The organism is Providencia hangzhouensis, from assembly GCF_029193595.2.
In the GTDB taxonomy this organism is placed as follows: domain Bacteria; phylum Pseudomonadota; class Gammaproteobacteria; order Enterobacterales; family Enterobacteriaceae; genus Providencia; species Providencia hangzhouensis.
This window is the reverse complement of record NZ_CP135052.1, coordinates 4495706-4515965: the sequence shown is the minus strand read 5'-3', so window position 1 is coordinate 4515965 and position 20260 is coordinate 4495706. Positions and strand designations below refer to the sequence as shown.

Sequence of the window (20260 nt, the reverse complement as noted above, 5' to 3'; positions counted from 1 at the left end):
GTTGGACTCCCCTAAACAAGGTCAATGGAACAAGAAGTACGGATGTAAACAAAGAAATTTCTCGGGCTTACTTTTAATCGCATGTAGTTTAATAGCATGTAGTAGCATGACCCAAAAATGTTTTAGATTAACTCTTACTTACTGCATATTGCCGATCGTTAGATCAGAAATAGACCTGCGATCATACCGCAAAATTAGTCAGAGATCTCCATTCTTTTACACAGTTTTTATGCTTTTTATCCACAGGTAAATGTGATAAGGCACCCGTTATAAAGAAGAAATAGACCGGGTTATCTTAATTTGCTGTCATTTTTCCACATGCTGGGGATAACTTTAGACGATTTACGGTAAATATTCTGTATGATCAAAAAATATTTTTAGATCTCTTGAAGATCCTTGCGCTTTGGGGCGGAGTCCGTATAATCTTCCTCCCTGTGTACAGTACTGATGTGATTTTTACACGAAACTGAGGTAAACTTGTTGGGCTATATCGCTCTATTTTAACGTTAATGTTAGGCAGGGCGGGGGCAAAAGCAGGTTTTCAGCCAGTATGCGGATGTAATCATTCGTCGGCTGTCACAACATATGTCGGCAAACCGGTCAGCCAGGCTATAAATAAAAGTGGTTTGATTGCGTCATTTCATTGACGTGACCCCCTATGTTTTATTACAATCCTGCCTCTTTCTATATTGTTGCGATAGAGGCACAGGTGTAAATCAGTTTCCACTGGTTGCCAACGCGTTTACTGAATCAGTAATAAATTTAAAAGTTAGGTAGAAATCGTTATGAAACGCACTTTTCAACCGTCCGTACTGAAGCGCAACCGTTCACACGGTTTCCGTGCTCGTATGGCCACTAAAAATGGTCGTCAGGTTCTGGCTCGCCGTCGTGCTAAAGGCCGCGCTCGTCTGACCGTTTCATCTAAGTAATAAAGCTAGCCCTCTATTCAAGTGGTTACGCTCGCTTTTACCCGGGAGTTACGTTTGTTAACTCCCAGGCATTTCGATAATGTCTTTAAGCAGCCGCAGAGGGCGAGTTCCCCAGAGATAACAATCCTTGGTCGCCTAAACGAGCTGGGGCATCCCCGCATCGGTCTTACCATCGCCAAAAAAAATGTTAAACGAGCTCATGAGCGAAATCGTATTAAACGGTTAGCGCGTGAATATTTTCGTCTGCATCAACATGAGTTGCCTTCAATGGATTTTGTGGTATTGGTAAGGAAAGGGGTCGCTAATCTGGACAATCAACAGATCACGGAAGCATTGGATAAGTTATGGCGTCGTCACCGTCGCTTGGCTCAAAAATCCTGATCATGCTGATCAGAGGCTACCAACTGGCTATTAGCCCGTTGTTAGGGCCTCGTTGTCGCTTCAATCCTACTTGTTCAAATTACGGAATTGAGGCATTGCGCAGGTTTGGTATGCTAAAAGGGAGTTGGTTAACGGCGAAACGCGTATTAAAATGCCACCCTTTACACGCTGGTGGAGATGATCCTGTCCCACCTAGAAAAACTGATGATAATAGAGAATTATAACGATGGATTCGCAACGCAATCTTCTACTCATCGCTTTGTTGTTCGTGTCGTTCTTAGTTTGGCAGGCCTGGGAGAGCGATAAAGTTGCTCAGGACGTTAAAACTGTTCAAACTTCGCAACAAGCGGATATGCCAAGCAGTGATGCTCAAGCCGTAACTGGCAGTGGGCAAGGTAAGCTCATCACAGTCAAGACTGATGTACTGGATATTCGCATCAATACTCGTGGTGGTGATATCGATGAGGCTGACCTGTTAGCCTATCCTGCGACCCTTCATTCGGAAAGCCCTTTCCGTTTACTGGAAACTAACCCAGGTTTTGTCTACCAGGCACAAAGTGGTTTGATTGGTCTTCATGGCCCAGACAACCCAGCAAATAATAATGGCGAACGTCCGCTGTATAGCGCAGATTCTACAACTTTCACATTAGAGAAAGGCCAAGACGTCTTGCGCGTACCAATGACATTTACTGATAACAACGGTGTTGTGTATCAGAAAACGTACATTGTAAAACGTGGCCAATATACTGTTGAAGTTGAATACAGTATTCAAAATCCAACAGCTCAACCACTGAGTCTCGCTTTCTTCGGTCAGTTAAAACAAACTATCGAGTTACCAAAAGAGCGTGATACCGGTAGCAGTAACTTTGCTCTGCATACTTATCGTGGTGCGGCGTATTCTTCTGATGAAAACAACTATAAAAAATATAGCTTTGGTGACATCGAAGATAAAAACCTCGACTTGACCACTAAAGGTGGCTGGGTGGCAATGTTGCAACAATATTTTGCAACGGCGTGGATCCCTGCAAGTGCAGAAAAGAGCACTTTCTATACCATCGACCTAGATAAAAAGTCTGCCATCATTGGTTATAAGAGTGAACCAATGACTATCGCAGCTAATGGTGCAGGTACTTATTCATCAACATTATGGGTTGGTCCTGAAATTCAGTCTGAAATGGCCGCAGTTGCACCACATTTAGACTTAACCGTTGATTATGGTTGGTTATGGTTTATCTCTCAGCCACTGTTTAAACTGCTGAAATTCATTCACGGTTTTGTGGGTAACTGGGGTATTGCCATCATCGTTATTACCTTTATCGTTCGTGGTATTATGTACCCGCTGACTAAAGCACAGTACACCTCGATGGCGAAAATGCGTTTACTGCAACCAAAACTGGCTGCAATGCGTGAGCGTATTGGTGATGACAAACAACGTATGAGCCAAGAAATGATGGCGATGTATAAAGCAGAAAAAGTAAACCCACTGGGTGGCTGTTTACCTCTGCTGATTCAAATGCCTATCTTCCTTGCACTTTACTATATGTTGATGGGTTCTGTTGAACTGCGCCACGCACCGTTCTTTGGTTGGATTCAAGACTTGTCTGCACAAGACCCGTACTACATCCTGCCTGTATTGATGGGTGTGACAATGTTTGTGATTCAGAAAATGTCACCGACCGCTGTGACTGATCCAATGCAGCAGAAGATTATGACGTACATGCCAGTCGTGTTCACTGTCTTCTTCCTGTGGTTCCCATCAGGTCTGGTTCTGTATTATATCGTGAGTAACTTAGTAACCATCATCCAGCAACAAGTGATTTACCGTGGTCTGGAAAAACGTGGTCTGCATAGTCGCGATAAGAAAGAAAAGAAATAAATTGAATTTTAGGTGAGCCTTCTGCTCAGCTATCGATATAATATTAAGGCGGCCATTTAATGACCGCCTTAATTTTTTATAGGAATGACAGAGAAACATCATGCAAATCAACGATACTATCGTCGCACAGGCAACACCTCCCGGTCGTGGTGGTGTCGGTATTTTACGTGTATCTGGCCCGAAAGCGGCACAAGTTGCTGAAATCGTGCTAGGAAAACTCCCTAAACCACGTTATGCGTACTACCTGCCATTTCGTGATGAGGAAGGCTCTGTTCTTGACCAAGGTATTGCGCTTTACTTCCCTGGACCAAATTCATTTACGGGAGAAGATGTCCTTGAGTTACAAGGACACGGTGGCCCTGTTATTCTTGATTTATTGTTAAGAAGAATATTAACGATTGATGGCATTCGTATTGCGAATCCAGGTGAGTTTTCTGAACGTGCATTTTTAAATGATAAGCTCGATTTAGCGCAAGCTGAGGCGATTGCTGACTTGATTGATGCGAGTTCAGAGCAAGCGGCACGTTCAGCGATGAATTCGTTACAAGGGGCTTTTTCTTCCCATATTCACCAATTGGTGGAAGCACTCACTCACTTGCGCATCTATGTGGAAGCCGCTATCGATTTCCCAGATGAAGAAATTGATTTCCTGTCTGACGGTAAAATTGAAGCTAAACTCAACGAAGTCGTGGCAGATTTAGAACAAGTTCGCTCCCAAGCACGCCAAGGCAGTTTATTGCGTGAAGGCATGAAGGTGGTTATTGCTGGGCGCCCAAATGCAGGAAAATCGAGCTTGCTAAATGCATTGGCGGGCCGTGAAGCTGCGATTGTGACGGATATTGCGGGAACGACGCGTGATGTGTTACGTGAACATATTCATATCGATGGCATGCCATTGCATATCATTGATACCGCAGGCTTACGTGAAGCCAGTGATGAAGTGGAACGAATTGGTATTGAGCGTGCTTGGAAAGAAATCGAACAAGCGGACCATGTGCTGTTTATGGTAGATAGCACCACAACCAATGCTACAGAGCCGCAAGAGATTTGGCCTGAATTTATGGCGCGTTTACCTGATGAACTTCCGGTCACCGTCATTCGTAACAAAGCAGATATGACAGGCGAACCGGTTGAGTTTATTGATAATACCCGTTATCCGTTAATTCGCTTGTCTGCGCGCGAAGAAAAAGGCATTGATTTGTTGCGCGATCACCTAAAAGAAGCCATTGGCTTTAACAGTAATACAGAAGGTGGTTTCCTTGCTCGTAGTCGTCATTTACAAGCACTGAATGCAGCAGCCGTTCACCTTGAACAGGGCTATGACCAGTTAGTGAATGCTCGCTCCGGTGAGTTACTGGCGGAGGAATTACGTTTAGCTCAGCAGGAACTTAGCGAAATCACCGGTGAATTTACTTCTGATGATTTATTAGGCCGTATTTTCTCAAGTTTTTGTATCGGGAAGTGATACGGTATCACCTATCATCTATCGTCTATAACCTACACGGTATTACGTGTAGGTTTGCTTTATCGGTACTCCCCTCCATTTTTCCTGTCTTAATTCTCTATTAAGTTCTAGCAACCAAGTAATATATAAGCTTTACCTTGCTAAGGTATGGCACTGGCTGTTTTGTGGGCCATACTTATTAATATATTTTTCACACGCTGTAGCGTGTAATTTATGGTTTACCTCCTATAGCGTGTAATCTTGATATTACCGGCTATAGCGTGTAATATAATGTTTACCGGTTATAGCGTGTAAATATTGTTAGGGTGAAAAATAAGGTAGGTTTTAAAATGAAAGTGACGAATACCCGACAACTTAGTGCTTATATGAAGGATGTCAGAGAGACGAAAAAGTTATCTCAAAGCAAAGTCGCTAGTAAAGTAGGTATTCGGCAAGATACTGTTTCTAGCTTTGAACTCTCTCCTGACTCTACCAAATTAGAAACCTTTTTTAAGATTTTATCTGCCCTCAATTTAGAACTCGATATTAAACCGCGAAATGAAAGCGGCTCATCAAATTCAGACTCCGGATGGAAGGAGGAGTGGTGATGGCGACTTTGCATGTATACATGAATGGTTACTTAGTTGGGGATTTGATTCGTTCAAGTACTGGTGCTCACCAATTTACTTATAATAGTCACTGGTTGGAAACATCAGGTGCTCGACCTATTTCTTTATCAATGCCACTTAGGCACCAAGAATATCGAGGAGACGAAGTTTATAATTTTTTTGATAATCTCCTACCGGACAATATTGAGATACGGAATCGAATTGTTAGTCGTTATCAAGCGGATTCAAATCAACCTTTCGATTTATTATCTAAGATTGGCCAGGATAGTGTGGGGGCTTTACAACTCATTCTAGATGGGCAAAGAGTCAGTAATATCAGAAAAATTGAATATAAACCCTTATCTAATAAGCAACTAGAAAAAATATTAACAGGGTATAAAGCGAATGCTCCTTTAGGCATGATTGAAGATGAAGATGACTTTAGGATCTCACTTGCGGGCGCTCAAGAGAAAACCGCATTACTCTATTTAGATGGGCATTGGTGCTTACCTCAGAATGCGACTCCAACTACCCATATTATTAAACTTCCCATTGGTAAAATAGAAAGCCATTCTTATTCGATAGATATGTCGGATAGTGTAGAAAATGAATATTTATGTTTATTGATAGCAAAAGAGTTTGGCCTAGATGTGCCCTATAGCTTTATTTTAAATGTAGGTGAAATAAAGGCGTTAGCGGTTGAACGTTTTGACCGTAAATATTCTTCTGATTCCTCGTGGATTATGCGTTTACCACAAGAAGATTTTTGTCAAACATTGAATATTTCACCGGCAAGAAAATATCAAAATCATGGTGGACCGGGTATTTCTGAAATTATGAATTACTTATTAGGTTCAATAAATGCGGAGAAAGATAGATATCAGTTTATGAAGAGCCAGGTTTTGTTTTGGTTACTTGCAGCGACGGATGGCCATGCTAAAAATTTTTCATTATTTATTGAACCTGAAGGCCGTTATCAGTTAACACCTTTTTACGATATTTTGTCCATGTATCCTAGTTATGGGGGGAGGGGAATTAACCCTAGAGATGCCAAATTGGCTATGGGGCTGAAGGGAACAAGGGGGATGAAATACAATATAGAGCAAATTTTCCCAAGACATTTTTTTTCAACGGCCAAAGCCGTTGGATTTGATCGTGCTGAGATGGAAAAAATCTTAATTGAATTTGGTGAGCAAATGGAAAGTGTTATTAAGAAAGTGAGAGAACAATTACCCACAGATTTCCCTGAGCATATCGCAGACTCAATTCTATCCGGATTACATCACAAAGCAGCGAGATTAAATAAAGGCTGGGACTAATTATGCCCCTTTAATCTTTAATTCGGCTCCCGTGCGTAAACACCGTGGCTTTTCCCTGACGACAAAAACCGACTAACGTCAAGTTGGCTTTTTCGGCGACTTCGATAGCAAGCGCGGTGGCAGCAGAAACGGCAAATAAAATTTCAGCGCCACAACTGGCTGCCTTTTGCACCATTTCATAGCTGGCACGGCTAGAAACCAGTACTGCACCTTGTTGCCATTGGTTGCGATGTTTCATACCCAAAAGTTTATCGAGTGCAACATGGCGGCCGACATCTTCGCATCCACCGACTAATTGCCCTTCTGGTGAAATCCATGCGGCCGCATGGGTACAACCTGTCAGCGCACCAATCTCTTGCACTTTTTTCAATTCATGTAATGCATTATCAAGGTGCGAGAGAGAAAAGGTTTGGGTGAAAGGTAGCGGGGCGATCGGTTTGAAAATTTCTTCAAGTTGTTCTGTTCCACAAATACCACAGCCTGTACGCCCCGCTAGATTACGACGACGTTCTTTTAACTCCATAAACCGGCGGCTAGATAATTCAACTTGTACTTCAATTCCGCGGTTGCAGCCTTCAACGATATCAATTCCACGAATTTCATCACCTGACTGTATTATTCCTTCCGAAAGGGCGAACCCGATAGCAAAATCCGCCAAATCTTTTGGCGTCGCCATCATCACTACGTGAGATATGCCATTGAAGACTAAAGCAACAGGATATTCCTCCGCAACATAATCATTAACGGGTAAATTAAGGTTGCCTTTTTGTTGCACGGTTGTTTGGTTTAAGCCAATCATTTTGATTAATTTGGAGTCATTTGTAGTATTTGTTTCATACATTAGATGAATTCCTAGCATTAATGATACATAATATTAATTATGGGTAAAAAGAATTTACACCATTTGCCAGGCAATGAACCTGGATACGTAAGGAAGACGTTGAATAAGAACAGTTTACCTGATTATCGCGATTGACGTTAGGTAAACATGAGCAATGTAAATGAGGAGATCCCCATGCAAGTCAGCAGAAGGCAGTTCTTTAAGATCTGCGCTGGCGGTATGGCAGGTACGACTGCAGCGGCTTTGGGTTTTGCACCCGCTACCGCGTTAGCGTCAACGCGCCAGTATAAATTACTGCGTGCGAAGGAAACCAGAAATACCTGTACCTACTGTTCTGTCGGCTGTGGGCTGTTAATGTACAGCCTCGGTGATGGCGCGAAAAATGCAAAAGAGAGCATTTTCCATATTGAAGGGGACCCGGATCATCCGGTAAACCGTGGTGCACTTTGTCCGAAAGGTGCTGGACTTATCGATTTCATCCACAGTGAAAGCCGCTTGAAATACCCAGAAGTGCGTGAGCCGGGTACCAATGAGTGGAAACGTATCACGTGGAACGACGCGTTTGACCGTATCGCTAAGTTAATGAAAGAAGACCGTGATGCGAACTTTATTGAGAAAAATAAAGAGGGTGTCACCGTTAACCGTTGGCTGACCACTGGTATGCTGTGCGCATCGGCGGGCAGTAACGAAAGTGGATTTGTAACACAAAAATTTACCCGCGCTCTCGGCATGCTTGCCGTCGATAACCAAGCGCGTGTCTGACACGGACCAACGGTAGCAAGTCTTGCTCCAACATTTGGTCGCGGTGCGATGACCAACCACTGGGTTGACATTAAAAATGCAAACCTAGTTGTCGTTATGGGTGGTAATGCGGCAGAAGCGCATCCAGTCGGTTTCCGCTGGGCGATGGAAGCTAAAATCCATAATAAAGCCAAATTAATTGTGATTGACCCACGCTTTACCCGTACTGCGGCAGTGGCGGATTTTTACACGCCTATCCGTTCTGGTACAGATATCGCGTTCTTATCAGGTGTTATCAAATACTTACTGGATAATGAAAAAATTCAGCGTGAATACGTGGAAGCGTATACCAACGCCAGTTTAGTTATTCGTGAAGATTATGGTTTTGATGACGGCTTGTTCACAGGTTATGACGAAGAAAAACGTCAATACGACAAAACCACGTGGAACTATGAGATGGATGAAAACGGCCTTGCGCTGCGCGATCCGACTCTGAAACACCCACGCTGTGTGTTAAACCTATTAAAAGAGCACGTCAGCCGTTATACACCTGAAGTGGTGAATAATATCTGTGGTACGCCGATCAAAGACTTCCTACAAGTTTGTGAGTATTTGGCTGAAACCAGTGCTAAAGATAAAACAGCCTCGTTCTTATATGCATTAGGTTGGACTCAACATACCGTGGGTGCGCAAAATATCCGTACCATGGCGATGATCCAATTACTGCTGGGTAATATGGGGATGTTAGGCGGTGGTGTAAATGCCCTGCGTGGACACTCCAATATCCAAGGTTTGACTGACTTAGGCTTATTGTCACAAAGCTTGCCGGGTTATTTGACCTTACCATCAGAAAAACAAACGACATTAGAAAGTTACTTAGCTGCAAACACGCCAAAAGCGACGGTTGAAGGCCAGGTAAACTATTGGGGTAACTACCCGAAATTCTTTGTTAGTTTGATGAAGACGTTCTATGGCGATAAAGCGCAGAAAGAAAATAATTGGGGCTTTGATTTATTACCGAAATGGGATCAAGGCTACGATGTACTGCGTTATTTCGAAATGATGGATAAAGGGGAAGTGAATGGCTATATCTGCCAAGGCTTTAACCCAGTAGCTTCATTCCCGAATAAAAACAAAGTTATTAAATCGCTTTCTAAGCTGAAGTATTTAATCACCGTTGACCCGCTGAACACCGAAACGTCGAATTTCTGGCAAAACCACGGCGAAATGAATGATGTGAACCCGGCAGAAATTCAAACTACCGTATTCCGTCTGCCATCTTGCTGTTTTGCTGAAGAAAATGGTTCGATTGTGAACTCGGCACGTTGGTTACAGTGGCACTGGAAAGGTGCGGATGCCCCAGGTGAAGCTATCAGTGATGGTGAAATCCTGTCTGGTATTTTCCACCGTTTACGCCAACTGTATGCCTCTGAAGGCGGTGCGGTACCTGAACAAGTTCTAAGTATGACTTGGAATTACTTCGACCGCGATAACCCAACACCAGAAGAAGTTGCTCAAGAAAACAATGGCTATGCTTTAGTTGACTTGAAAGATGCTGATGGCAACGTTATTGCGAAAAAAGGTGAGTTGCTGAGCTCGTTTGCACAGTTACGTGATGACGGTACCACCGCGAGTGGCTGCTGGATATTTACAGGTAGCTGGACGCCAAAAGGCAACCAAATGGCTAACCGTGATAACTCTGACCCAACAGGTCTGGGGAATACATTAGGTTGGGCATGGGCGTGGCCTCTGAACCGCCGTGTGATTTATAACCGTGCATCAGCAGACCCAATGGGTAAACCATGGGATCCAAAACGCCAAATCCTCGAGTGGAATGGTAGCAAATGGATAGGAATGGATATTCCTGACTATAGCAATGCTGCGCCGGGAAGTGGTGTTGGTCCATTTATCATGCAGCCAGAAGGTATGGGACGTCTATTCGCACTGGATAAAATGGCTGAAGGCCCATTCCCAGAGCACTACGAACCAATTGAAACGCCGCTGGATACTAACCCATTGCATCCAAAAGTCGTATCAAACCCTGCTGCTCGTGTGTTTAAAGATGACTGGGCACAAATGGGTAAAGCGACAGAATTCCCTTATGTGGGAACGACTTATCGTTTGACTGAACATTTCCACTATTGGACAAAGCATGCCTTGTTAAATGCCATCATTCAGCCACAACAGTTCATAGAAATTGGTGAACGTCTGGCGAATGAAAAAGGTATCAAACAAGGTGATACGGTGAAAGTCAGCTCTAAACGCGGTTATATCAAAGCAAAAGCGGTGGTCACCAAACGTATTCATACGCTGAAAGTGGCGGGTAAAGATATTGATACTATCGGTATCCCTATTCACTGGGGCTTTGAAGGCTTGGCTGTGAAAGGCTTTATTGCTAACACGTTAACGCCGTATGTGGGTGATGCGAATACTCAGACACCGGAATTTAAATCGTTCCTTGTCAATGTGGAAAAGGTGTAAGGAGATAAATTATGTCAATGCAATCTCAGGACATTATTCGTCGCTCTGCCACCAATTCCCTGACTCCCGCGCCTCAGGTGCGGGACTATAAGGAAGAAGTTGCAAAGCTTATCGATGTGACGACCTGTATCGGCTGTAAAGCTTGTCAGGTCGCGTGTTCCGAATGGAACGATATCCGTGACAAAATCGGGACGAACGTTGGGGTATATGATAACCCAACAGATTTAACCGCTAAATCATGGACGGTAATGCGCTTCTCTGAAGTGGAAGAGAACGATAAATTTGAATGGCTGATCCGTAAAGATGGTTGTATGCACTGTGCTGACCCAGGCTGTCTGAAGGCGTGCCCTTCGGAAGGCGCGATAGTACAGTACAAAAACGGTATCGTTGATTTCCAATCAGAACATTGTATTGGTTGTGGTTATTGTATTGCGGGTTGTCCGTTTGATGTACCGCGCATCAACCCAGAAGATAACCGTGCATACAAATGTACGCTGTGTGTTGACCGTGTTGAAGTCGGTCAAGAGCCTGCGTGTGTGAAAACGTGTCCAACCGGCGCTATCCACTTCGGTAGCAAAGAAGACATGATTAACATGGCTGGTGAGCGTGTTGAAGAGCTGAAAACTCGTGGTTATGCAAACGCAGGTTTATATGACCCTGAGGGGGTTGGTGGTACGCACGTGATGTACGTTCTGCACCATGCAGATAAACCTCAGTTGTATCACGGATTACCAGAAAACCCGACAATCAGCCCAACAGTGACTTTCTGGAAAGGTATCTGGAAACCATTAGCAGCGGTTGGTTTTGCTGCAACATTTGCGGCGGCCATCTTCCACTATGTGGGTATTGGTCCAAACCGCGTCTCCAAAAAAGATGAAGAAGAGGCTTTAGAAGATTTGCATAATGCAATGTCATCTGACACTTCGAAATCAAAAGAAGGGGAGGATCAGAAATGATGCCAGATGATAACGACAAAATTATCCGCCACAAGCCGATTGAAAGGATCAATCACTGGGCGGTTGTGATTTGCTTTTTGTTCACGGCAATCAGTGGGTTAGGGTTCTTTTTCCCTTCACTAAACTGGTTTATGAATATTTTAGGCACACCACAACTGTCGCGAATTTTGCATCCATTTGTGGGTACGGCGATGTTCTTGCTGTTCGTATTTATGTTCTTCCGCTATTTCCATCATAACTTCATTAATAAAGAAGATATCAAGTGGGCAAAAAATATCGGCAAAGTACTGAAAAACGAAGAGGCGGGCGATGTCGGCCAATATAACCTCGGTCAGAAAGGGGTTTATTGGGTTGTCACTATCTGCTTATTAGCGCTGGTGGTCACGGGAGTGATTATGTGGCGCCCTTATTTTGCAGATTACTTCCCAATCCCTGTTTATCGTGCAGCGATTCTTATTCACTCGCTCTCTGCGATTGCGTTGATCATCATGATTGTGGTTCACGCTTATGCAGCGATTTGGGTGAAAGGTTCAGTACGTGCGATGGTTGAAGGTTGGGTGACTCGTGGTTGGGCTAGAAAACACCATCCATTGTGGTACCGCCAGCTTTTGGAAAAAGAAAAACAGCAAAAACAGCAACAAGAGAAAAACTAAGTTTTATTATTGTTGTTATCAAACCCACAAATGACTAATGTTATTTGTGGGTTTTTTATATCTAAAAAATATAAACATTCAATTTATTTGAAAGAAATAAAATTAGATATATTTATTTGATGACCTGTTTGCGATTTATTATCATTATAGTTAATCAAAATAAGATTAATAAAAAAATACACATCAAATAAAGATGCTCTTATTTCGCGTATGATTTACAATTTTTTTAAACCAATAATAAACAAATAAACATTTATTCGTTTTTATATTATGTAAAAAAAAGACATCAACCCTTTAATTTATTGATAATAAACTATTTTTGTGATTGTTGTTTTTTTGTGAATAGCTATTGAATATTGATATTAGATCAATAAAGGTCTATCTTAAATGGTCACTGCTGATTAATTCGAGACTTTGTTTTTTATTTTAATTTAAAAGTAAACTAATGTTCTGATATTTGTTTTTTTTAAGAATGTTATAATGCATATATATTAAAAGAATTAATTGCTGGACATTGGTGATATTATTTAATAAAAAGAGTAATGTAATTATTAATAAATATAAAAATAGTCATATATTCAAATGTCTTTTTAACACAGCTAAATAATAGAACCCTAATTCATTCCATTTACGATAGCTAAATAAAGAGGTACCACATGGATCTTCCTTTACAAGGTATTAAAGTACTGGATTTCACCGGTGTACAATCAGGACCATCTTGTACTCAAATGTTAGCGTGGTTCGGCGCAGATGTTATTAAGATTGAGCGCCCTGGAGTTGGAGATGTCACGCGTAACCAATTAAGGGATATACCTGATGTGGATGCGCTGTATTTCACGATGCTTAATAGTAATAAGCGATCAGTGGAATTAAATACAAAAACTCCAGAAGGTAAAGAGGTGATGGAGCGGCTGATTAAGCAAGCCGACGTCCTCGTTGAGAACTTCCATCCAGGTGCAATTGACCATATGGGCTTCACTTGGGAACACATTCAAGAATTAAATCCTCGTTTGATTTTCGGTTCCATCAAAGGTTTTGATGAAGACTCTCCTTATGCAGATGTTAAAGCTTATGAAAACGTTGCCCAAGCCGCAGGTGGTGCCGCATCAACCACAGGGTTTTGGGACGGCCCGCCATTAGTGAGCGCCGCAGCATTAGGTGATAGTAATACAGGTATGCACTTGCTCATTGGCTTACTCGCAGCGTTATTACATCGCGAGAAAACAGGAAAAGGCCAGCGAGTGACTATGTCGATGCAAGATGCCGTACTCAACTTGTGCCGTGTCAAACTTCGTGACCAGCAACGTTTAGAGAAAATTGGCTACCTTGAAGAATATCCACAATACCCAAATGGCACATTTGGTGATGCAGTTCCTCGTGGCGGTAATGCTGGCGGTGGTGGCCAGCCTGGCTGGATCTTAAAATGTAAAGGCTGGGAAACTGACCCAAATGCTTATATTTATTTTACTATCCAAGAGCAGGACTGGGAGCAAACCTGTATCGCTATTGGTAAGCCTGAATGGGCAACTGACCCCGCTTACAATACACCAAAGGCTCGTCAACCTCATATCTTTGATATTTTTGCTGAAATTGAAAAATTCTTAGCGGATAAAGATAAACATGAAGCGGTCGAGTACTTAAGTAAATACGGTGTACCTTGTGCTCCTGTACTCAGTATGCGTGAAATAGCACGAGACCAATCTCTGCGTAAGAGCGGAAGTATTGTTGAAGTTGAGCAGCCAAAACGCGGGACTTACTTGACGGTGGGTTGCCCGATGAAATTCTCCTCATTTACACCCGATATCAAAAGCGCACCATTGTTGGGTGAGCATACAGAGCAAGTCCTAACTGAGTTAGGTTATAGCGCAGATGAAATTGCGACTATGCGAGCGAACAAAGCGATCTAATTTTAAATATTGGGGTGAGAAATCACTCCATTTAATCTTTTAATCAGTTATTTATGAGGTAGACATGTCTGCTGATCAAACCCAAAACCTGACTGATGGTATGCATATTATTGTCGATGCACTTAAAAAAAATGGCATTGATACAATCTACGGTGTTGTTGGAATTCCAGTGACTGACATGGCAAGGCATGCGCAAGCTGAAGGTATTCGCTATATTGGTTTCCGCCATGAGCAATCTGCGGGTAACGCAGCTGCAATCAGTGGTTTTATTACCCAAAAACCGGGTATCTGTTTAACGGTTTCGGCGCCGGGTTTCTTGAATGGTATGGTTGCTCTTGCTAATGCAACGACCAATGGTTTTCCAATGATTCAAATCAGTGGCTCAAGCGACAGAGCGATAATTGATTTGCAGCAGGGTGATTACGAAGAGTTAGACCAAATGAACACGGCAAAACCCTTTGTAAAAGCGTCTTATCGTGTGAATAAACCTGAGGATCTTGGTATCGCACTAGCCCGGGCAATCCGAGCTTCGGTATCAGGTCGTCCTGGTGGGGTTTATCTTGATTTAACAACGGAAGTGTTGTCTGCCGTGATGGACAAGGACGCAGCGGATAAAACCATTTTTACAGTTGAAGACCCTGCACCAAGACAAATTCCATCACCAGATTCAGTGAATAAAGCCCTTAAGTTGCTCGCCTCGGCTAAGCGACCATTAATTATTTTGGGTAAAGGTGCAGCTTATGCCCAAGCGGATGACAATATTCGTCAATTTATTGAAACAACCGGTATCCCTTATTTACCGATGTCAATGGCTAAGGGGCTGCTGCCAGATACACATCCCCTATCAGCCGCATCAGCTCGCTCATATGCCTTATCCAGTGCAGATGTTGTGGTATTAATGGGAGCACGTCTTAACTGGTTACTTGACCATGGTAAAGGTAAGCATTGGTCACCAGAAACGCAATTTATTCAGTTAGATATTGAACCTTCCGAAATTGATAGTAACCGCCCAATAGCGGCTCCAGTTGTTGGCGATATTTACTCCAGTATTGAGTCATTATTGGCAGGACTTAAATCAACCCCTGTTAAATCACCAACAGAATGGATTGTCAGTATTGATGAGCACAAGAAAATCAATGTCGAGAAAATGGCAGTTAAGTTAAACACTGACACTTCCCCGATGAATTACTTCAACGCATTACGTGCAATCCGTGATGTGTTGGTCGATCACCAAGATGTTTATGTCGTCAATGAAGGCGCTAACACGCTTGATAATGGGCGAAATATTATTGATATGTACCAACCACGTAAACGCTTAGATTGTGGAACCTGGGGCGTTATGGGGGTCGGAATGGGTTATGCAGTGGGAGCCGCTGTAACTAGTGGTAAGCCTGTTGTAGCGATTGAAGGCGATAGCGCATTTGGCTTTAGTGGTATGGAAATCGAAACGATTTGTCGCTACAAATTGCCTGTCACTATTTTGATTTTCAATAATGGTGGGATTTACCGTGGTGATGGCGTAAACCTCCATGGTGATCAAGACCCTTCTCCTACCGTTTTAATGGGCGGAGCGCGTTATGACAAAATGATTGAGGCTTTTGGTGGCATCGGCTACCAAGCAACAACACCTGCTGAGGTACAAGAAGCCTTGAGGGCCGGTTTAGCATCGGGTCATCCAACTTTGATAAATGTTGTTATTGACCCTGCAGTTGGAACGGAAAGTGGCCATATTGGTAATTTAAATCCGAAGTCTGTCGTAAAAAATTAACGCAGCATAACGTTAACTAACAAAGATAACCCTACGCGGCTCATTTTTAATGAGTGGCGTACGGGGTCTTATTGCCAAAAATAGGTGGGTCTTATGGCTGATTTTATGTATAAGATTTTTATGAGCGACCTATTACCTATCATTATTATTATGGTATTAGGTTATGTGAGTGGTAAACGAAATGTGTTTACCAGTGACCAAGCGAAAGCATTTAATAAGTTGGTATTAAATTACGCATTACCTGCTGCATTATTTGTTTCTATCGCACGCGCTAATCGAGAAATGATATTTGCAGACGCTAAATTGACTATTATTTCATTTGTGGTCTTGCTCGTTTGTTTCTTTTTCTCTTTCTTTAGCTGTAAATATATTTTTAAACATAGTCGTGGCGAAGCTGCGGTATGTGCATTAATTGCAGGTTCTCCGACAATTGGTTTCTTAGGGTTTGCGGTTCTAGACCCTATTTATGGTGAAACTGTTTCAACTGGGTTAGTTGTCGCTATTATTTCCATCATCGTTAATGCCATTACAATCCCTATTGGCCTATTCCTACTGAACCCATCTGATGCAGAAGGGAAAAAGGGTGGTGGCGGTATGGATGCATTAATATCCGCCTTTAAAGAACCCGTCGTATGGGCTCCGGTACTTGCTACAGCACTGGTATTGGTTGGTGTGAAAATTCCTACCGTTTGGGACCCAACATTTGATTTAATTGCAAAAGCAAACTCCGGTGTTGCGGTATTTGCTGCGGGTCTGACATTAGCCGCGAATAAGTTCGAGTTCGATGGTGAGATTATCTATAACACGTTATTAAAGCTAGTGTTAATGCCAGGGTTAATGTTGCTGGCGGGTATGATGTTTAATATGGGAACAGAGCAACTGCAAATGATGGTATTAGCTGGGGCATTGCCACCTGCTTTCTCTGGAATAATTATTGCAAGTCGCTTTAATCTGTATACCCGGACAGGAACTGCGTCGCTGGCGGTGAGTGTACTTGGTTTTATCATCGCAGCTCCAGCGTGGATCTACATCTCTCGACTCGTTTCATAGAAAGAGTCAATGGGGCTAAATGAGTTGCCATGGCGTGAGAAATGACGTCATGGCAGTTTTGTAAAAAGGTGAATTATGACTTCTTCAAAACCGCTTGATGGGATACGCGTTCTTGATTTTACTGGGGTTCAGTCAGGGCCATCATGTACACAAATGCTTGCTTGGTTCGGTGCTGATGTGATCAAAATTGAACGCCCAGGCGTTGGGGATGTGACACGTAATCAATTGCGAGATATCCCTGATGTGGATGCGCTGTATTTTACGATGTTAAACAGTAACAAACGCTCTTTAGAGCTCAACACCAAAACGCCAGAGGGAAAAGCCGTGATGGAGAAACTAATACGTCAATCTGATGTATTAGTTGAAAATTTTCATCCGGGGGCTATCGACCATATGGGGTTTACGTGGGAGCACATCCAAGAACTCAATCCTCGATTAATTTTTGGGTCGATTAAAGGGTTTAATGAGAATTCACCCTATGCGAATGTGAAAGCCTATGAAAATGTTGCTCAATCTGCTGGTGGTTCAGCATCAACGACGGGTTTTCCTGATGGCCCTCCGACCGTAAGTGCTGCGGCATTGGGGGATAGTAATACGGGTATGCATTTATTGATAGGCATACTGACGGCGTTATTACACCGTGAAAAAACAGGTAAAGGGCAACGCGTTACTATGTCAATGCAAGATGCGGTGCTTAATTTATGTCGTGTGAAATTACGTGACCAACAACGTTTAGAAAAACTCGGTTTCTTAGAGGAATACCCTCAATACCCAAATGGCACGTTTGGTGATGCGGTTCCTCGTGGGGGGAATGCGAGTGGTGGCGGTCAGCCGGGAACAATGCTCAAATGTAAAGGTAGCGATGTTGACCCAAATGCCTATATTTATTTTATTAATCAAGACCATAATTGGGAAAATACCTGTGATGCTATTGGGCGCCCAGAATGGAAAACCGATCCTGCTTTTGCCACTACACAGGCACGTGCAAGTCATATCCAAGATGTATGGGATGCAATTGAAGAAATCGCTAAAGACAAAGATAAACATGCACTAACTGATTATTTTGATCAGTTTGATGTGCCATGTTCTGCAGTATTAAGTATGAAAGAAATTATGGATGACCCTTCTTTGCGTCGTAGTGGTTCGATTGTCGAAGTTCAACAACCAAAACGAGGCTCATATTTAACGGTGGGTTGCCCAATGAAATTTTCAGCGTTTATCCCTGAAATTAAAAGTGCTCCATTGCTTGGGGAACATAATAGCGAAGTATTAAAAGAGCTTGGTTATAGTGATGAACAAATTATGGAAATGAAAAAAAATAATGTTATTTAATTAATAATATTAAACCCGCTCTTAATATGATTTTCTAAAAAAGCTAATTAATATTAGCGGCTATATTCAGATATTAGATATATTCAAATATAGCCGCTAAATTCAGGCGATTACTACCTCAATCAATTGGAATTATAGAAATATTTTTCCCTATTTAGTTTTTATTTTTTTATTAATAAATTCTTTGAATAAGGATTATTGTATGAGTATTGCTGAAATAAAAAAAAGCAGTAAGGTCGCAGCCGTTGATTTTATTCCTGCATGGGGAGACTTAAATGGGAATATCCAACGTTTAGTCAAAGCGACAGAAAAAGTGGCTACTCAAGGGGTAAATTACGCCGTATTTCCAGAAACGGCAGTGAGTGGTTATTTATTTTCGGACTCTACGGAATTAGCACCTTATTTAGATACTATCCCTGGCAAAACGACTGCTGCAATACTGCCTGTATTGGCTCGAACAGGAATGTATATGAGTGTCGGTATCGCGGAGCGAGATAGCGAAACAGGGCTCGCCTATAATTCAGCCGTTTTGATGGGGCCGGAAGGTATTATTGGTAAATATCGTAAAATAGGCCTGAATTCTCAGGATCAAAAAGTATTTGCACCGGGCAATACTGGTGTCAAAACTTTTGAAACACCGATTGGCCGTATCGCATTATTGATTTGTTATGATGATACCTACTGGCAATACGTTCGATTAGCTGCATTAGAAGGGGCGCAAATCGTTGGTTGGCATTCAGTATCCGACCGAATGATGCCAAATGCCACCCCTGCTGAAATGTTGGGCGACCACTCAACGGTTGCGCATGTACAACATATGAGCGCATTCAATGGGTTGTGGGTTATTTGTGCTACCCGAAGTGGAATTGAAACTAACCCAATTACTAAAGGGCAGCTTTACTATAATGGGGGCTCAAGTGTGTGGTCGCCATCAGGGCATAAAGTGGCTCAATCTCCCGTGCTTAGCCCGTTAGAGCTAGAACCCGGGCTAAATGGCATATACTGTGCGACGATTGATTTAGACGAAGCAGATAAGCAACGTGATGCATTACTCGCGAAGCGCCGCCCTGAATTATATTTCCCAACACTGGCTTTTCATCGCAGCCCAACAGATATCAATGCGACAGAAACAGTAATACAAACGACGCTTATTGCTGCTCAGTGGGAAAAATCTATTTCTAAGTTAGATGCAATTCAAGTGGGAGAAAATGAATTGCTGGTTTTACCCGAGCTCTCTGCGCTTCCTTATACGAATGACCCGAACCTTATTTTGTCCCATGCTGAAAAGCAAGGGGGAGCATTTGAACAAACACTGTGTCAGGCTGCTCATCAAGGAAAAGGCTATATTGTTGGAAGTTATCCTGAAATTGAGATTGATAAAGTGTTCCACACCGTCATTCTTGCGGGCCCATCAGGGGAAATATTAGCCCGCTATCGTGTTACACATCTTAATGAACGGGATAGTGGCTGGGCAACAGCGGGTAGCGCTGTGAGTGTGACAGCAACGCCAATTGGGCGTATTGCACTGGCGGCAGCACATGAATTAGACGTTCCTGAATTAGGGGGGTTATACAGTATGTTACGTGCTGATATTCTTGCTGCACCAGCGGGCAGCCCATGTGATTTAAAAGTGGAAATTGATAGCCATCTTTTTTCGGTTGAAGAGCCGCCAACAGGGCGTGTCGATTTTATCCCTTATGCAATTGCTACATTAAACCAGTTATGGGTGGTTTGTGGCGGGCGAAACGAGCGTGATTCTACGTCAGCGGCTATTTATGGGCCAGAGCCTGTTGTCCTTACTCCCACATTGACAGCACAAAGAGGGGCTGAAGATGTGCGTTTGCAAGCTCAGGTACCCGCACCTTTTACTTGGATTAACCAAGAACGGTTGGTGAGTGGTCAGCAAGCTATTTGGTTTCCGCCGCTAACACAGTAGATTATAGTTTAAGCGAAGTTTGAGTGAAAAAGGCGGGG

Annotated in this window: 16 protein-coding genes; 15 read left to right on the top strand and 1 reads right to left on the bottom strand. The window is 42.8% G+C overall.

All coding sequences use genetic code 11. The annotated features are described in order from the left end of the window. Positions 1-785 precede the first annotated feature (785 nt). From rpmH to PZ638_RS20715, 7 genes are all read left to right on the top strand, one after another. Positions 786-929: a 50S ribosomal protein L34 gene (rpmH, locus tag PZ638_RS20745; RefSeq protein ID WP_004906236.1), complete on the top strand. Its 144-nt coding sequence runs from the start codon at positions 786-788 to the stop codon at positions 927-929. A 21-nt stretch (positions 930-950) separates the two neighbouring features. Continuing rightward, a complete protein-coding gene (rnpA, locus tag PZ638_RS20740) occupies positions 951-1310 on the top strand; it encodes a ribonuclease P protein component (protein ID WP_004906229.1) in 360 nt (119 codons plus the stop codon). Further along, complete coding sequence (yidD, locus tag PZ638_RS20735; RefSeq protein ID WP_036959180.1) at positions 1274-1534, top strand: membrane protein insertion efficiency factor YidD; 261 nt, start codon at positions 1274-1276, stop codon at positions 1532-1534. The genes rnpA and yidD overlap by 37 nt, the downstream gene beginning before the upstream one ends. 2 nt (positions 1535-1536) lie before the next feature. Then, positions 1537-3186 (top strand): membrane protein insertase YidC, encoded by a 1650-nt coding sequence (gene yidC, locus PZ638_RS20730; RefSeq protein WP_094961982.1) that lies wholly within the window; start codon positions 1537-1539, stop codon positions 3184-3186. A 100-nt stretch (positions 3187-3286) separates the two neighbouring features. After that, on the top strand, positions 3287-4651 hold the full coding sequence (gene mnmE, locus PZ638_RS20725; protein ID WP_094961981.1) for a tRNA uridine-5-carboxymethylaminomethyl(34) synthesis GTPase MnmE: 1365 nt from the start codon (positions 3287-3289) through the stop codon (positions 4649-4651). Positions 4652-4980: 329 nt separating this feature from the next. Continuing rightward, a complete protein-coding gene (locus tag PZ638_RS20720) occupies positions 4981-5238 on the top strand; it encodes a helix-turn-helix domain-containing protein (protein WP_036959176.1) in 258 nt (85 codons plus the stop codon). After that, the gene (locus PZ638_RS20715; protein ID WP_140172675.1) at positions 5238-6557 is read left to right on the top strand and encodes a type II toxin-antitoxin system HipA family toxin; all 1320 of its coding nucleotides are present in this window, start codon (positions 5238-5240) and stop codon (positions 6555-6557) included. Before PZ638_RS20720 ends, PZ638_RS20715 begins: the two co-directional genes overlap by 1 nt. Before the next feature lie 10 nt (positions 6558-6567). Here PZ638_RS20715 and fdhD read toward each other — a convergent pair whose 3' ends face one another. After that, complete coding sequence (gene fdhD / locus PZ638_RS20710; RefSeq protein WP_036959175.1) at positions 6568-7398, bottom strand: formate dehydrogenase accessory sulfurtransferase FdhD; 831 nt, start codon at positions 7396-7398, stop codon at positions 6568-6570. A gap of 174 nt (positions 7399-7572) precedes the next feature. Between fdhD and fdnG the strand changes: the two genes are divergently transcribed. From fdnG to PZ638_RS20670, 8 genes are all read left to right on the top strand, one after another. Beyond that, positions 7573-10620, top strand: a complete 3048-nt coding sequence (gene fdnG / locus PZ638_RS20705; protein ID WP_144141024.1) for a formate dehydrogenase-N subunit alpha — start codon at positions 7573-7575, stop codon at positions 10618-10620. Positions 10621-10631: 11 nt separating this feature from the next. Next, positions 10632-11576, top strand: a complete 945-nt coding sequence (gene fdxH, locus PZ638_RS20700) for a formate dehydrogenase subunit beta (RefSeq protein WP_004906826.1) — start codon at positions 10632-10634, stop codon at positions 11574-11576. Then, complete coding sequence (gene fdoI, locus PZ638_RS20695; RefSeq protein WP_094961977.1) at positions 11573-12229, top strand: formate dehydrogenase cytochrome b556 subunit; 657 nt, start codon at positions 11573-11575, stop codon at positions 12227-12229. Before fdxH ends, fdoI begins: the two co-directional genes overlap by 4 nt. A gap of 656 nt (positions 12230-12885) precedes the next feature. Continuing rightward, positions 12886-14136: a formyl-CoA transferase gene (gene frc / locus PZ638_RS20690; RefSeq protein WP_004906213.1), complete on the top strand. Its 1251-nt coding sequence runs from the start codon at positions 12886-12888 to the stop codon at positions 14134-14136. Between the two features lie 64 nt (positions 14137-14200). Beyond that, a complete protein-coding gene (gene oxc / locus PZ638_RS20685) occupies positions 14201-15904 on the top strand; it encodes an oxalyl-CoA decarboxylase (RefSeq protein WP_094961976.1) in 1704 nt (567 codons plus the stop codon). 105 nt (positions 15905-16009) lie between these two features. Next, positions 16010-16954 (top strand): transporter YfdV, encoded by a 945-nt coding sequence (gene yfdV / locus PZ638_RS20680; RefSeq protein WP_094962016.1) that lies wholly within the window; start codon positions 16010-16012, stop codon positions 16952-16954. Between the two features lie 75 nt (positions 16955-17029). Continuing rightward, positions 17030-18286, top strand: a complete 1257-nt coding sequence (gene frc, locus PZ638_RS20675) for a formyl-CoA transferase (protein ID WP_110592769.1) — start codon at positions 17030-17032, stop codon at positions 18284-18286. Positions 18287-18488: 202 nt separating this feature from the next. Further along, positions 18489-20222, top strand: a complete 1734-nt coding sequence (locus PZ638_RS20670; RefSeq protein ID WP_206277732.1) for a nitrilase-related carbon-nitrogen hydrolase — start codon at positions 18489-18491, stop codon at positions 20220-20222. The last annotated feature ends 38 nt before the right edge of the window (positions 20223-20260 follow it).